This is a genomic window from Caballeronia telluris, from assembly GCF_001544495.1.
GTDB classification, from domain to species: domain Bacteria; phylum Pseudomonadota; class Gammaproteobacteria; order Burkholderiales; family Burkholderiaceae; genus Caballeronia; species Caballeronia telluris.
Map to the genome: position 1 here is coordinate 250,104 of NZ_FCNZ02000008.1, position 13,594 is coordinate 263,697.

At 63.7% G+C, this 13,594-nt stretch carries 17 protein-coding genes; 7 read left to right on the forward strand and 10 right to left on the reverse strand.

Features of this window, described 5'->3' with window-relative positions; translation table 11 throughout:
* Positions 1–40: 40 nt before the first annotated feature.
* Together yjgA and mog are read left to right on the forward strand one after the other, a co-directional pair.
* Positions 41–661: a ribosome biogenesis factor YjgA gene (yjgA, locus tag AWB66_RS13070; protein ID WP_087630732.1), complete on the forward strand. Its 621-nt coding sequence runs from the start codon at positions 41–43 to the stop codon at positions 659–661.
* Positions 642–1,265: a molybdopterin adenylyltransferase gene (mog, locus tag AWB66_RS13075; RefSeq protein WP_087630699.1), complete on the forward strand. Its 624-nt coding sequence runs from the start codon at positions 642–644 to the stop codon at positions 1,263–1,265. Before yjgA ends, mog begins: the two co-directional genes overlap by 20 nt.
* Here mog and orn read toward each other — a convergent pair.
* Positions 1,262–1,885 (reverse strand): oligoribonuclease, encoded by a 624-nt coding sequence (gene orn, locus AWB66_RS13080; RefSeq protein WP_087630733.1) that lies wholly within the window; start codon positions 1,883–1,885, stop codon positions 1,262–1,264. The two genes, mog and orn, sit on opposite strands and share 4 nt — an antisense overlap.
* A gap of 145 nt (positions 1,886–2,030) precedes the next feature.
* On the opposite strand from orn, the gene AWB66_RS13085 reads away from it, so the two are divergent.
* Genes AWB66_RS13085 through AWB66_RS13095 form a run of 3 tightly spaced genes read left to right on the forward strand, consistent with a single transcriptional unit; the run spans position 2,031 to position 4,580 of the window.
* Positions 2,031–3,299 (forward strand): M48 family metallopeptidase, encoded by a 1,269-nt coding sequence (locus AWB66_RS13085; RefSeq protein ID WP_087630700.1) that lies wholly within the window; start codon positions 2,031–2,033, stop codon positions 3,297–3,299.
* The gene (gene rsgA, locus AWB66_RS13090) at positions 3,296–4,228 is read left to right on the forward strand and encodes a ribosome small subunit-dependent GTPase A (RefSeq protein ID WP_087630701.1); all 933 of its coding nucleotides are present in this window, start codon (positions 3,296–3,298) and stop codon (positions 4,226–4,228) included. Before AWB66_RS13085 ends, rsgA begins: the two co-directional genes overlap by 4 nt.
* Positions 4,229–4,256: 28 nt before the next feature.
* Positions 4,257–4,580 (forward strand): putative signal transducing protein, encoded by a 324-nt coding sequence (locus tag AWB66_RS13095; RefSeq protein WP_087630702.1) that lies wholly within the window; start codon positions 4,257–4,259, stop codon positions 4,578–4,580.
* A gap of 10 nt (positions 4,581–4,590) precedes the next feature.
* Here the strand turns inward: AWB66_RS13095 and AWB66_RS13100 are convergent, their stop codons facing one another.
* The 6 genes from AWB66_RS13100 to rpsP form a co-directional block, all read right to left on the reverse strand.
* Positions 4,591–5,529: a CobD/CbiB family protein gene (locus AWB66_RS13100; RefSeq protein ID WP_087630703.1), complete on the reverse strand. Its 939-nt coding sequence runs from the start codon at positions 5,527–5,529 to the stop codon at positions 4,591–4,593.
* Positions 5,530–5,653: 124 nt separating this feature from the next.
* Complete coding sequence (locus AWB66_RS13105) at positions 5,654–6,355, reverse strand: CoA pyrophosphatase (RefSeq protein WP_087630704.1); 702 nt, start codon at positions 6,353–6,355, stop codon at positions 5,654–5,656.
* Between the two features lie 88 nt (positions 6,356–6,443).
* Entirely contained in the window at positions 6,444–6,830 is a 387-nt protein-coding gene (gene rplS, locus AWB66_RS13110) for a 50S ribosomal protein L19 (RefSeq protein ID WP_087630705.1), read from the reverse strand.
* A 141-nt stretch (positions 6,831–6,971) separates the two neighbouring features.
* Positions 6,972–7,742: a tRNA (guanosine(37)-N1)-methyltransferase TrmD gene (gene trmD / locus AWB66_RS13115; RefSeq protein WP_087630706.1), complete on the reverse strand. Its 771-nt coding sequence runs from the start codon at positions 7,740–7,742 to the stop codon at positions 6,972–6,974.
* A gap of 30 nt (positions 7,743–7,772) precedes the next feature.
* The gene (gene rimM / locus AWB66_RS13120; protein ID WP_087630707.1) at positions 7,773–8,483 is read right to left on the reverse strand and encodes a ribosome maturation factor RimM; all 711 of its coding nucleotides are present in this window, start codon (positions 8,481–8,483) and stop codon (positions 7,773–7,775) included.
* A 98-nt stretch (positions 8,484–8,581) separates the two neighbouring features.
* Positions 8,582–8,836 (reverse strand): 30S ribosomal protein S16, encoded by a 255-nt coding sequence (gene rpsP / locus AWB66_RS13125; protein WP_008342343.1) that lies wholly within the window; start codon positions 8,834–8,836, stop codon positions 8,582–8,584.
* A gap of 278 nt (positions 8,837–9,114) precedes the next feature.
* Here rpsP and AWB66_RS13130 point away from each other — a divergent pair, with 278 nt between their 5' ends.
* Positions 9,115–9,621, forward strand: a complete 507-nt coding sequence (locus AWB66_RS13130; RefSeq protein ID WP_087630708.1) for an NINE protein — start codon at positions 9,115–9,117, stop codon at positions 9,619–9,621.
* Between the two features lie 6 nt (positions 9,622–9,627).
* On the opposite strand, the gene AWB66_RS13135 is transcribed toward AWB66_RS13130, so the two are convergent.
* Both AWB66_RS13135 and AWB66_RS13140 read right to left on the reverse strand, forming a co-directional pair.
* On the reverse strand, positions 9,628–10,776 hold the full coding sequence (locus tag AWB66_RS13135) for a PA0069 family radical SAM protein (RefSeq protein ID WP_087630709.1): 1,149 nt from the start codon (positions 10,774–10,776) through the stop codon (positions 9,628–9,630).
* A gap of 68 nt (positions 10,777–10,844) precedes the next feature.
* Positions 10,845–11,333, reverse strand: a complete 489-nt coding sequence (locus AWB66_RS13140; RefSeq protein ID WP_087630710.1) for an Lrp/AsnC ligand binding domain-containing protein — start codon at positions 11,331–11,333, stop codon at positions 10,845–10,847.
* 153 nt (positions 11,334–11,486) lie between these two features.
* On the opposite strand from AWB66_RS13140, the gene AWB66_RS13145 reads away from it, so the two are divergent.
* Positions 11,487–12,779 carry a D-amino acid dehydrogenase gene (locus tag AWB66_RS13145; protein WP_087630711.1) on the forward strand — a complete coding sequence of 431 codons (1,293 nt, stop codon included), beginning with the start codon at positions 11,487–11,489 and terminating at the stop codon, positions 12,777–12,779.
* Between the two features lie 209 nt (positions 12,780–12,988).
* On the opposite strand, the gene AWB66_RS13150 is transcribed toward AWB66_RS13145, so the two are convergent.
* Positions 12,989–13,594: electron transfer flavoprotein subunit alpha/FixB family protein (locus tag AWB66_RS13150; RefSeq protein ID WP_200818982.1), on the reverse strand; the 606-nt coding region annotated here is incomplete at its 5' end.

The window sequence follows — 13,594 nt, forward strand, 5'->3', positions numbered from 1 at the left end:
CCGGGAAATCACCGGGAGGCCGGCAAGCTACAATATCGCGATGAACCGAAAAACCCGCATTCAACCGATCGAAAACGCGTCCGCCGCCGAGCAGGACGCGAACGACAACGGTTACGACCGTCCCAGCAAATCCCAGTTGAAGCGCGACATGCACGCGCTGCAGGATCTGGGCGAGGCGCTCATCGCGCTGCCGAAAGATGCGTTAAAACGCATGCCGATGCCCGAAAGCCTGGGCGACGCCGTGCGCGAAGCGCGCCGCATCACCGATCACGAGGGCAAGCGCCGTCAGGTGCAGTACGTCGGCCGCGTGATGCGCTCGCTGACCGACGACGAAACCGCGCTGATCCGCACCGCGCTCGACAGCTATCGCGGCGTGAACCGCGCCGAGACGGCGAAGCTGCACTGGATCGAGCGCGCCCGCGAAAAGCTGCTCGCCGACGACGCCGCGCTGACCGAATTCATCCGCGAGCATCCGGGCGTCGATGCGCAGGAAGGCCGCACGCTGATCCGCAATGCGCGCAAGGAACGCGAGCAGCAGAAGCCGCCGCGCTATTTCCGCGAGCTGTTCCAGTGGATCAAGAACGCGGCGGGCGTGGAAGCAGACGAAGACGACGCTGACGACGAACGGGCCGACGACGACGATGACGAAACCCACGCGTAATCATCCGGATGAAGTGCTGATCGGGCTCGTGTCGATCAGCGATCGGGCGTCGCAGGGCGTCTACGAAGACAAGGGCATTCCGTCGCTTCAAACGTGGCTGGGCGTTGCGCTCGCGACGCCGTGGCGCACGGAAACGCGCCTGATCCACGACGACGCCGCGACCATTTCCGCGACGCTCGTCGAACTGGTGGACGTGATCGGCTGCGATCTCGTGCTGACGACGGGCGGCACCGGCCCCGCGCGGCGCGACGTCACGCCCGAGGCGACGCTCGCCGTCGCGACGAAGCCGATGCCGGGCTTCGGCGAACAGATGCGCCAGATCAGCCTGAATTTCGTGCCGACGGCGATTCTGTCGCGGCAGGTCGCGGTGATCCGCGAAACGGAAGATCACGCCGCGCTCATCATCAATCTGCCCGGCCAGCCGAAGTCGATTCGCGAAACGCTCGAAGGGTTGAAAGACGCCGACGGCAAGACCCAGGTGCCCGGCATCTTCGCCGCGGTGCCCTACTGCATCGACCTGATCGGCGGACCGTACATCGAAACGCGGCCGGAAGCGGTTGCCGCGTTCCGGCCGAAGAGCGCGATCCGTCCGGCGAAAGCTTAAGTCGCGTCGCTCGCCGACGCGACGGACGCGCCCGGAATCAGGAAGTGCTCGCGGTAATACTTCAGTTCGTCGATGGACTCGTGGATGTCGGCGAGCGCGGTGTGCATCGCGCGCTTCTGGAAACCCTTGTAGATCGCGGGCTGCCAGCGGCGGCACAATTCCTTCAGCGTGCTGACGTCGAGATTGCGATAGTGGAAGAACGCTTCCAGTTCGGGCATCCAGCGCGCCATGAAGCGGCGGTCCTGACAGATCGAATTGCCGCACATCGGCGACTTGCCCGGCGGCACGTACTGGCCGAGAAACTCGCGAATCTGGCGCGTGGCTTCGGCTTCATCCACCGTCGACGCCCGCACGCGCTCGGTCAGTCCGGAGCGGCCGTGCGTGTTGCGGTTCCATTCGTCCATCTTGCCGAGCGCTTCCTCGTCCTGATGAATCGCGAGCACCGGCCCTTCCACCAGCTTGTCGAGCGTCGAATTCGTCACGACGACCGCGATCTCGATGATGCGGTCGTTGTCGGGTTCGAGGCCCGTCATCTCCATGTCGAGCCACACGAGGTTCATGTCGCTGCGCACGAGGACGGCGGAGTTCGCCGGTTCGGAAGGATCGAGTATGTCGGTCATGGAGAACGCCTGGAATGGGAGACGGGCCGCGCTCGCGTGTATGCTGGCGCCGAAGCCGGAAAGCGCCGGCTGAAACCGGCGCATCGAGCGGCGCCAGCGCGGCCAAGAACCTATAATTCTCGCATAGTCCAATCGGAATCCCCGGATGTCCAATCTCAATCTCGTCGTCTCGGTCGTGTTCGTCGTCGCTCTCGTCGCGATGGTCGGAACCAAGCTCTGGCTGGCTTCGCGCCAGATCCGCCATGTCGCGGCGAACCGCAACCAGGTGCCGCAGCAGTTCACCGGCACGATCGCGCTCGCCGCGCACCAGCGCGCCGCCGACTATACCGTCGAGCGCACGCGCCTCACCATGATCGAAGTGGTCGTGAGCGCGGCCGTGCTCGTCGCGCTGACGCTGCTCGGCGGCGTGCAGCAACTCGATCTCGCGATCAGCGACTGGCTCGGCCGGGGCTACCTCGGGCAGATCGCGCTCGTCGCGTCGGTGATCGCGATCACGAGCCTCGTCGACCTGCCGTTCGACTACATCCGTCATTTCGTCGTCGAAGAGAAGTTCGGCTTCAACCGCATGTCGAAGAAGCTCTTTTTCGTCGATCTCGTGAAGGGCGTGCTGCTCGGCATCGCAATCGGCCTGCCGCTGCTGTTCGTCACGCTCTGGCTCATGAATCGCGCGGGGCCGCTCTGGTGGCTCTGGACGTGGATCGTGTGGGTGGCGTTCCAGCTGCTCGCGATGATCATTTATCCGACTTTCATCGCGCCGCTCTTCAACAAGTTCGAGCCGCTGAAGGACGAAGCGCTGCGCGCGCGCATCGAAAACCTGATGTCGCGCACCGGCTTCGCGGCGAAGGGCCTTTTCGTGATGGACGGCAGCCGCCGCTCCGCGCACGGCAACGCGTATTTCACGGGATTCGGCGCGGCGAAGCGCATCGTCTTCTTCGACACGCTCCTCGCGCGCCTCTCCGGCAGCGAAATCGAAGCGGTGCTCGCGCATGAACTCGGGCACTTCAAGCGGCGCCACGTGCTGAAACTGCTCGTCGTCATGTTCGCGATCAGCCTCGCGATGCTCGCGCTGCTCGGCTGGCTCGCGCAGACGGTCTGGTTCTACGAAGGTCTGGGCGTGCGCCCGTCGCTCGTCGGCAGCAACAACGGGCTCGCGCTCGTGCTGTTCATGCTCGCCTTGCCGGTGTTCATGTTCTTCGTGACACCGCTCGGCAGCTTAAGCTCACGCAAGCACGAATTCGAAGCTGACGCCTTCGCCGCCAGCCAGACCGATCCGAAGGATCTCGTCAACGCGCTCGTGAAGCTGTATGAAGACAACGCGTCGACGCTCACGCCCGATCCGCTCTATACCGCGTTCTATTACTCGCATCCGCCGGCGTCGCAGCGGATCGATCGCCTGATGCAGCACGCCGCATGACGGCGCGCGCCGGCAAACCGACGCGCACGTCCGGTGCGCGCATCGAAGGGACGGTGATCGCGGCGCACGGACGCCATTACCTCGTCGCGCCCGCCGACGGCAGCGCGATGCTCCAGTGCTTCCCGCGCGGCAAGAAAAGCGAAGTCGCCGTCGGCGATCGGGTGATCTACGAGCAGTCGTCGGCGGATCAGGGCGTGATCGTCGAGATTGGGGAGCGGCGCAATCTGCTCTATCGATCCGACCAGTTCAAGTCGAAGCTCTTCGCGGCGAATCTGGACCAGTTGCTGATCGTGCTCGCCACCGAACCGCATTTCAGCGAGGACCTGCTCGGACGCGCGCTGATCGCCGCCGAGGCGCACGGACTCGAACCGCTGATCGTCCTAAACAAGATCGACGTCGAAGCGGCGCTGCCGCTCGCGCGCGAGCGGCTCGCGCCGTATCGCGCGCTGGGCTACACGGTGGTGGAACTGTCGGCAAAGCTCGCGCCGGGCGCCGTGCATCCGCAGCTCGACGCGCTGCTCAAATCCCGCGCGACGATCCTGCTCGGCCAGTCGGGCATGGGCAAATCAACGCTCGTCAACATTCTCGTGCCGGAAGCCGAAGCGGCGACCCGCGAAATCTCGACGGCGCTCAACAGCGGCCGTCACACGACGACGTTCACGCGCCTCTATCCGTTACCGGGCGGCGGCTCGCTGATCGATTCGCCGGGATTTCAGGAGTTCGGGCTGCATCATCTGTCGGAAGGACAACTGGAGCGCGCGTTCGCCGACTTCCGGCCTTTTCTCGGCAAATGCCGCTTCTACAACTGCCATCATCTGCAAGAGCCGGGCTGCGCGATTCTGGACGCCGTCGATGACGGCAAAATCAGGCCGGAGCGACACGCGCTCTACGCGCAACTCGTGCACGAAGCCAGCCAGATCGTGCGATGAACGCGTGCTTTCGTGACGGCATATCGGCATGAAAAGGCTCACGCGCGCGCCGAACCTGATCACGGCCCAGCATTGGGTGAACGTGCTGGCGACCGCGGGCGTGCCGTGCGAATTGCACAACCGCTATCTGAATGGCGCGTTGGGGGAAATTCCGGCGGATCAATGCGCGCCGGAAATCTGGATCGTCGACGATCGCGACGAGGCGCTGGCGTGGCGGTTACTGGAGCGCGCGAAGAGCGGGCCGGCGTCGGACGCGCGGCCGTGGCGTTGCGCGAATTGCGGGGAAATGCTCGAAGCTCAGTTCACCGTCTGCTGGCAGTGCGGCACGGCGCGCAATCCGCTCGACGACTGATTACCGCGCCTTACGCGAGCCACACCGCGATGGTGAGCATCAGCAAGAGCAGCATCCACAGGATCACGGCGCGCCACACGAGCCCGACCGCCGATTGCAGCGTGCGGGGCGTGCAGTCGTCGCCGACGGGCAACGGGCTTGCATCGCCGACTGCCAGCGCCTCGACACTCAACGGCTCGGCCAGCGGCCCGGCCAGTCGCGCGCCGAGCGCACCGCTGCCGGCCGCGAGCAGCACGCCTTCGTTCGCGTCGGGCCACTGCTTCGCGTGGTTGCGCCAGGCGTAGATCGCATCCTCGAAATTGCCGACGATCGCGAACCCGAGCGCCGTCAACCGCGCCGGCACCCAGTCGATCACGAAAAACGCCTGTTTCGCAAACGTCGTGAACGCGACCGAGCGCTCTTCGGCGGGCGTCGCCCACGTGCGGGCCAGATATTCGGCGATGCGGTAGAACACCGCGCCGGCCGGACCGATCGGAATCAGGAACCAGAAGAACACGCCGAATACATGCCGATGCGACGCAACGACCGCATAGACCAGCGTATGCCGGACGATCTCGCTCACCGGCATGTCGATGGTATCGAGGCCGGTCCACTCGGCGAGCACTTCGCGGGCGCGCGGCACGTCGTCGTTATTGAGCGCGAGGTGGATATCGGTGAAGTAGTGGCTGAACTGCCGGAAACCGAGCGTGAAGTACACGATCACCACGTTCCACAGGAACGCGAGCACGAAGTTGATCCGGTACAGCACGTAATAGACGAGCCCGACGGCGAGCGTCCACGGCACCACGACCACCAGCCACGCGAGGATGCCATGCTTCGGCTTGCCGGCATCGAACCCGTGCGCCGTCGATTCCGCATGATATTTGAGCAGCGCCGACACGGGATTGTGCGGCGAAAGCGCGCGCACCTGCTCGATGATGAGGGCCAGCAATACGGAGAAAAAAGTCATGCGATGCGCCGAGACATTCGAGTTTTACGAATTTCGCGTAACGATAGCACAGCGTCGCACGCGTTTAGCGCGCTAAGCATTTCGCGCAATAAGCGACGACTGTGGCTCGCGCGCTCGCGATCGCTCAAGCCGCGAGGAAGCGATAGAAATTGCGTAACATGCCGGCCGTTGCGCCCCAGATGAAATACGGAGCCTTCTTTTCGCTCGCGACGTAGGGCATCGCAAAAAAACGACGCTCGCCGCCTTCCCACTTGAAGAGCCTCACTTCGTGATGGGCCGGGTTCATCAGAAAGGCGAGCGGGACTTCGAAGATATCGGCGACTTCGAGCGTGTCGGCCGTCAGCGTAAACGGCGGATGAACCAGCGCGACGACCGGCGTCACGCGAAAACCGGTGCCCGTCAAATAGTCCGGCATCGCGCCGAGCACTTCCACGCGTTCCGGCGCGAGCCCCACTTCCTCGTGCGCCTCTCGCAAGGCGGTGGCGGCGGCATCGGCGTCTTCCGGCTCGCGGCGGCCGCCGGGAAAACTGATCTGCCCCGCGTGGTCCGACAGATGATCCGCGCGCTGAGTCAGCAGCACGGAAAGCCCGTGATCGCGCACCACGAGCGCCACCAGCACCGACGCCACGCGCGGATCGCCGCCGATCGCCTTGATCCGCGCTTCGGGCGCTTCCTGCGACCAATCGAGCGTCTCCTTGAAGCGAGCGCGCAGGCCGTCGGGCGTCAGGCGCGCGGCGGGAATGGGCGGCAGATTCGCGCCGGTCGACACGACGGGCAGAAGTTCGGGCTCGAGGATGCGCGGAGTCGATTGCTTGCTGGGGGACACGGAGGGAAAGAATCGAGGCGGAAAACCAATTTGAACACATCAAAGAAAAAAGCACCCGGATGGGTGCTTTTTCTGGGTAGCGCAGCTCTTATGCCTTGGAAGCAGCACGGTCCTTCGAGACCAGCTTTTCCTTGATTCGAGCCGACTTGCCCGAGCGCTCGCGCAGGTAGTACAGCTTTGCACGACGCACGTCACCGCGACGCTTCACGACGATGCTCGCGAGCAGCGGCGAGTACGTCTGGAAGGTACGCTCGACGCCTTCGCCCGACGAAATCTTGCGGACGATGAAATTCGAGTTGAGACCGCGGTTGCGCTTTGCGATCACCACGCCTTCGTAAGCCTGGACACGCTTGCGCGTACCTTCGACCACGTTGACGCTAACGATGACCGTATCGCCGGGGGCGAATTCGGGGATGGACTTATCGCCGAGTGCGCGCGCGATTTCTTCCTTCTCGAGTTGTTCAATCAGATTCATTACTGACTCCTGGTGCCATCTTGCCGAAGTTGTGTGCCCGCTTCGCGTGGCCTCGGTAGAGGATGGATTCACATCTGACGCCGTCCACGAATGGCCGGCGCCGCCTTTGCGCCTCGCTCGATCAGCCGAAAGCTCGAATTGCTACTGCGCTTTCGATGCCTCTTTCGCGAGACTTGCGAGCCATGCCTCGTCGGCACGGCTCAACATCTTGTTCCTGCGCGCCCGCGCGATCAGATCGGGGCGCTTTGCCAGCGTGTTCTTCAGCGACTCGCGCCGCCGCCACGCCTCGATTTCCTTGTGATGGCCGCCGAGCAGCACATCGGGCACGCGCATGCCTTCGTATTCTTCGGGCCGCGTGTAATGCGGACAATCGAGCAGCACATCGACGAAACTGTCCTGCACCGCCGACTGCGCGTCGTTCAGCACGCCCGGAAGCTGCCGCACGACTGCGTCCATCAGCGCCATCGCCGGCAGCTCGCCGCCGGAGAGCACGAAGTCGCCGAGGCTAATTTCCTCGTCGACGACCCGCTCGATCAGGCGCTGGTCGATCGCCTCATAACGTCCGCACAGCAACACGAGACCGGGTTCCTGCGCAAACCGCATCACGCGATCGTGATCGAGCGTCGCGCCTTGCGGCGACATCATCACCACCCGCGTGCTCGCGATGCCCTGCTCCGCCTGCGCGGCTTTCGCCGCGGCGATCGCGTCTTCCAGCGGCCGCGCCAGCATGACCATGCCGGGACCGCCGCCATACGGACGATCGTCGACGGTCCGATAGTTGTCGGTGGTGAAATCGCGCGGATTCCACGTGCGCAGACCGAACCGTTCCTGCTTCACTGCCCGGCTGGTGATGCCCCAGTCGGTCAGCGCGCGAAACATGTCGGGGAAGAGCGTTACGACATCGAACTGCATCGCTCTCTCCCCTTGCTGTTCATGACAGATTTAATAGTCGGCGTCCCAGTCGACGACGATTTTCTTCGCCGCCTGATCCACCGTTTTGACGTACACGCCGACGAATGGGATCAGCCGCTCGCCGTTGACCGGCTTGCCTTCTTTCGAGGTAGCCGGATATTCGACGCGCATGATGGAGTGCGCGCCGTTGTCGATCATGTCGGCGACGCGGCCCAGCGCCACGCCCGCTTCGTTCTCGACAAAGAGGCCGATCAGATCGACCCAGTAGAATTCGTCTTCGCCGTCGAGTTTCGGGAAGTCGCCACGCCCGACATGCACCGTGTGACCGCGCAGCGCGAGCGCCGCGTCGCGGTCGTCGCAGCCGGAAAGCCGCGCGACGATGGTGCCGCTGTGTACCTTCGACTGTACGCACCGCGCCGATTTCAGGTCGCTGCCTTTCACGAGCCACCAGCGTTTCGCCGACAGCATCGCGTCGCCGCCGTGCCCCGCGTTCGCGTGCGGCACGACCTTGACCCAGCCCTTCAGGCCGTAAGCATCGACGATTGCGCCGACTTCGATCGCATCGTCCGGCAGGCTTTCGACCGGCTCGATGCGCGTCTCGTCGCCCGAAGCCTCAGCGGCCACGCGACGCGCGGCCGGCTTGCGCACGAACGCACCGAACGTGGCAGCGTCCTTTTGCTCCGGCTTCGACTCCGAACGCACGTCGTGTGTCTGACCGGAAGCCGAATCACGCGATGACATCGACGACCTCTCGAGCAAACTTCAACCGAACCTCGGCAGCGAATATCGACCGGACGATGCGCGCCGGTTGGCGGCGCACGTCACCGTCGATTTTCACCTTAGGCAGCCGGTTGAGCTTGTTGCGCTTGCTTGACCAGACGCTCGACGGTCGGCGACAGTTGCGCGCCCACGCCTTGCCAGTAGGTCAGGCGGTCCTGCGCGATACGCAGCGATTCGCCCTTCGTGGCGACCGGGTTGTAGAAACCAACGCGCTCGATAAAGCGGCCGTCACGGCGGCTACGCGAATCGGTTGCGACGATGTTGTAAAAGGGGCGCTTCTTCGAGCCGCCACGAGCCAAGCGGATGATGACCATGCTGAAATCCTTGAAAAACCGGGGTTCGGAACTACCAAAACACGCGATTATAGCGGGAAAGCGGAGCCTTAACAAACACTTAACCGGATAAATCGGGATGGCGCGAGTCGGACGGCGCAGGGAAGACGGCAAACCAACGTCTTCTGCCGCGACGCAGACGTGAATTCTAACGCGCCGCGCCGGCGACCCGGTCGGTCGCGAACCGATGCGGGGGCGTAGAATGCGGCGTCGGGCGCGCGGCGCCCTCGCTTCCGGTCCACCGCTTTCACCCATCGCCGATGAATCCCTCGCCTTCCGCCACGAAACCGTCCGTCTCCAGCACGTCCAGCCGTCCCGCCGCCGGCCGTTTCCGCTCGAAAACGCTGACCGCCGCGCTCGCCTTCCTGCTCGGCAGCATCGGCGCGCATCGCTTCTATCTATATGGAATGCGCGACAAGTTCGGCTGGGCGCATATCGTCGGCATCGTGCTCGGCGCGCTCGGCTTCATGTTGCTCGCCTCGACGGAGCGCGCGTCGCTGCTCGGCTGGGTGCTCGCGTTTCCCGGCGCCGTCTCGCTGCTCGCCGCGTTTCTCTCCGCGATCGTCTACGGACTGCGCCCCGACGCGAAATGGGACGCGCAGTTCAACGCAAACACCGGCCAGCATAGCCGCTCAGGCTGGACCGTGATCTTCGTCGTGATGTTTTCGCTGCTGATCGGCGCATTTCTCCTGATGACGGGGCTTGCGCTGACATTTCAGACTTATTTCGAAGGCCAGGTGCAGGCGGCGAAGGCGCTTTCGCAATAACGCGGTTCAAAAAAGCTTCAACTGGACGCTATCGGCCGCCTTTGCGGGAGCGCTCGGCGCGTCCGGCCGTCGAAATCCCGACATATCGAGAATCCCGCGCTGCCGCGCGTTCAGGCCGAGTCGTTTCGTCGCTTTCTGGAAACGCTGCTTCAGCATGTCGGCCCATAGCCCTTCTCCCTTCATCCGCGTCGCGAAGTTCGAGTCGTAGTCCTTGCCGCCGCGCATGTCGCGCACACGGCTCATCACGCGATCGGCGCGATCCGGAAAATGCGCCGCCAGCCAATCCTTGAAAAGCGGCGCGACCTCCCACGGCAGACGTAGCACGATATAGCTCGCGCTCGTCGCGCCCGCCTCGGCGCACGCCTCCAGCACCCGTTCCATATCCGGCTCCGTCACGAACGGAATCACGGGCGCGATGCTGACACCCACCGGAATCCCCGCCTCGCTCAGCGCGCGAATCGTGCGCAGCCGCCGCGACGGCGTGGCCGCGCGCGGCTCCAGCGTGCGCGCGATGTCGGCGTCGAGCGTCGTCACGGTGATCGCCGCCATGACCTGTCCGCGTTCAGCCATCGGCGCGAGCAGGTCGATGTCGCGCTCGATCAGCGAAGACTTCGTGATCGCCGCGAACGGATGCCCGCGCTCGTGAAGGATTTCGATTACCCGGCGCGTGAGACGCAAATCGCGTTCGACAGGCTGATACGCGTCGGTATTCACGCCGAGCGCGATGGGTTCCGGCTGATAGGACGGTTTCGACAACTCCCGTTCGAGCAGTTCGCCCGCGTTGACCTTGGCATAAATGCGGCTCTCGAAGTCGAGACCCGGCGAAAGCCCCAGGTAACTGTGCGTGGGCCGCGCGAAACAGTAGATGCAGCCATGCTCGCAACCGCGATACGGATTCAGCGAAACGGTGAACGGAATATCCGGCGACGCGTTGCGGGTCAGGATGCTCTTCGCGCGCTCTTCGAAAACCTGCGTGCGCAAAACCGGCGAGTCTTCGCCGTCTGCTGCGTCGGTGTGCAACCAGCCGTCGTCGATACGCTCGCGTTCGTCCTTCTCGTAGCGCCCTTGCAGATTCGTAACCGCGCCGCGCCCTTTCAGCGGCGTCGGCGGCGCGATTGGGAATTCGAGGGGATCGGTGGGTTCATCGGGCGACATTGCGGCTGACCATCAAGCGTTGCGATACTGTATAAATATACAGTATCGCACGCCGACCGCAAGCTGAATCAGACGTCGACGAGGATCGTCAGCGTCTCTTTAATCTCTTCCATCACCACGTAGCTTTTCGATTGCACCGCGCCCGGCAACTGCAAAAGGATGTCGCCGAGCAGCTTTCGGTAGTCGGCCATTTCGCCGATGCGCGCCTTGATCAGATAGTCGAAATCGCCGGAAACGAGATGGCACTCGAGCACTTCGGGAATGCGCTGCACCTCGCGGCGAAACTGCTCGAACATGTTGCCGCTCTTGTGATCGAGTGTGATCTCGACGAAAACCAGCAGCGCCGCGCCCAGCTCGGCCGGATTCACGCGCGCGTAGTAACCGGTGATCACGTGGTCGCGCTCCATGCGCTTGACGCGTTCGATGCACGGCGTAACTGACAGTCCAACCTGCTCCGCCAGGTCCTTCATCGCCATCCGGCCGTCCTGCTGGAGCAGGTTCAGGATCTTGTGATCGAGCTTGTCGAGCGTGCGAATCGGATTGCGCTGGGTTCTCATGTGTTTTTACTAAAAATCGAGCAAATACGATAACAAAAACTAGTCTTACATCAATAGTATAGGCGATAACACTGGACACACCGTCAATCCTGGCTTCGATTCCTCTTTCGAAAGCGCGCGAGTGGCGACCATCGGAATCTCACGGAAAAACTCATGCGAATCGTCATTCTGGGAAGCGGCGTTGTCGGCATCACGAGCGCCTATTATCTCGCGCGCGCGGGCCACGAAGTCACGGTCATCGACCGTGAGGCTGGCCCCGCTCTCGAAACGAGTTTCGCCAACGCGGGCCAGATTTCGCCGGGATACGCATCGCCGTGGGCAGCACCGGGCGTGCCGCTCAAGGCCGTCAAGTGGATGTTCGAGAAGCACGCGCCGCTCGCCATCCGGCTCGACGGCACGGCGTTCCAGTTGCAGTGGATGTGGAAGATGCTGCAGAACTGCACGCAGGATCGCTACACGGTCAACAAGGGCCGCATGGTGCGCCTCGCGGAATACAGCCGCGACTGTCTGCAGGCGTTGCGCGCCGATACGGGCATCCAGTACGAAGGACGCACGGGCGGCACGCTGCAGGTGTTCCGCACGCAGCAGCAACTCGACGGCGCCGCGAAAGACATCGCCGTGCTGAAGGAAGCGAACGTGCCGTTCGAACTGCTCTCGCCTTCCGAACTCTTCAAGGCCGAACCCGCGCTCGCGGCCGTGTCGCACAAGCTGACGGGCGGCCTGCGCCTGCCGAACGACGAGACCGGCGACTGCCAGAAGTTCACCACGCGCCTGGCCGCGATGGCCGAAGCGCTCGGCGTGAAATTCCGCTACAACACGCCGATCGACGCGCTCGCCATGGCGAACGGCCGCATCGCCGGCGTGCAATGCGGCAGCGAACTCGTGCGCGGCGATTCCTACGTCGTGGCGCTCGGCTCGTACTCCACCAAGCTGCTCGGCGATCTCGTGAAGATTCCGGTCTATCCGCTGAAGGGCTATTCGATCACCGCGCCGATCGTCGACGCGAACGCCGCGCCGGTGTCGACCGTGCTCGACGAAACGTACAAGATCGCGATCACCCGTTTCGACGACCGGATTCGCGTCGGCGGCATGGCGGAGATCGTCGGTTATGACAAGTCACTTAAACAGGCGCGCCGCGAGACGCTCGAAATGTGCGTGAACGACCTGTTCCCCGGCGGCGGCGACACGTCGAAGGCATCGTTCTGGACGGGCCTGCGCCCGATGACGCCGGACGGCACGCCGATCGTCGGACGCACGCCGGTGCCGAACCTGTTTCTCAACACGGGACACGGCACGCTCGGCTGGACGATGTCGTGCGGCTCGGGACAGTTGCTCGCCGATCTGATGTCGGGCAAGCAGCCGGCGATCCAGTCGGACGATCTGTCGGTGCATCGCTATTTCGGCGACACACGCGTGAACACGCGGCCGTCGTACGCACGGGCCTGACGCGCCGCGTTCGCGCACGCGATGAAACTGAAACGGCGCCCGAGGGCGCCGTTTTTCGTTGCTGCCGCGTCGGTCAGAACTGATCTGCGTGCAATGCCAGCATGTCCTTCACGGGCGCTGAGTAACTCATGTCTCCTCCTGCGGCAGATGTGCAAAGGGGCGCCGACTTTCGTCGCGCCCCTTGTTCGTACTGCGTGCGTCTTGGCGGATCAGCCGAGTTCTTTCACCAGCTCCGGCACGACCGTGAACAGGTCGCCGACGAGGCCGTAATCGGCGACACCGAAGATCGGCGCTTCAGCGTCCTTGTTGATCGCGACGATGACTTTCGAGTCTTTCATCCCGGCCAGATGTTGAATCGCACCCGAAATGCCGACCGCGACATACAACTGCGGCGCGACGATCTTGCCGGTTTGACCGACTTGGTAATCGTTCGGGACGAAGCCCGCATCGACGGCTGCGCGCGATGCGCCGAGTGCTGCGCCGAGCTTGTCAGCCAAAGGTTCGAGCACCTTCGTGTAGTTCTCGCCGTTGCCCAAGCCGCGTCCGCCGGAGACGATGATCGACGCGGACGTCAGTTCCGGACGGTCCAGCTTCGTGAGTTCACGCGACACGAACTTCGAAATGCCCGCGTCCGCTGCCGCTTCGATCTTCTCGATCGATGCGCTGCCGCCTTCGGCTGCGACCGGATCGAAACCCGTCGAACGCACCGTGATGACCTTGATCGGATCGCTCGATTGCACCGTCGCGATGGCGTTGCCCGCGTAGATCGGACGCTCGAAGGTGTCGGCGCTGTCGACTGCGGTGATGTCGCTGAT

Coding starts and splice junctions, on each gene's coding strand:
- rsgA (WP_087630701.1), top strand. CDS start 3,296: ATGACGGCGCGCGCCGGCAAACCGACGCGCACGTCCGGTGCGCGCATC.
- yjgA (WP_087630732.1), top strand. CDS start 41: ATGAACCGAAAAACCCGCATTCAACCGATCGAAAACGCGTCCGCCGCC.
- AWB66_RS13130 (WP_087630708.1), top strand. CDS start 9,115: ATGAATCCCTCGCCTTCCGCCACGAAACCGTCCGTCTCCAGCACGTCC.
- trmD (WP_087630706.1), bottom strand. CDS start 7,742: ATGCAGTTCGATGTCGTAACGCTCTTCCCCGACATGTTTCGCGCGCTG.
- AWB66_RS13140 (WP_087630710.1), bottom strand. CDS start 11,333: ATGAGAACCCAGCGCAATCCGATTCGCACGCTCGACAAGCTCGATCAC.
- AWB66_RS13135 (WP_087630709.1), bottom strand. CDS start 10,776: ATGTCGCCCGATGAACCCACCGATCCCCTCGAATTCCCAATCGCGCCG.
- AWB66_RS13095 (WP_087630702.1), top strand. CDS start 4,257: ATGAAAAGGCTCACGCGCGCGCCGAACCTGATCACGGCCCAGCATTGG.
- orn (WP_087630733.1), bottom strand. CDS start 1,885: ATGACCGACATACTCGATCCTTCCGAACCGGCGAACTCCGCCGTCCTC.
- AWB66_RS13085 (WP_087630700.1), top strand. CDS start 2,031: ATGTCCAATCTCAATCTCGTCGTCTCGGTCGTGTTCGTCGTCGCTCTC.
- rimM (WP_087630707.1), bottom strand. CDS start 8,483: ATGTCATCGCGTGATTCGGCTTCCGGTCAGACACACGACGTGCGTTCG.
- AWB66_RS13100 (WP_087630703.1), bottom strand. CDS start 5,529: ATGACTTTTTTCTCCGTATTGCTGGCCCTCATCATCGAGCAGGTGCGC.
- AWB66_RS13145 (WP_087630711.1), top strand. CDS start 11,487: ATGCGAATCGTCATTCTGGGAAGCGGCGTTGTCGGCATCACGAGCGCC.
- mog (WP_087630699.1), top strand. CDS start 642: ATGACGAAACCCACGCGTAATCATCCGGATGAAGTGCTGATCGGGCTC.
- rpsP (WP_008342343.1), bottom strand. CDS start 8,836: ATGGTCATCATCCGCTTGGCTCGTGGCGGCTCGAAGAAGCGCCCCTTT.
- rplS (WP_087630705.1), bottom strand. CDS start 6,830: ATGAATCTGATTGAACAACTCGAGAAGGAAGAAATCGCGCGCGCACTC.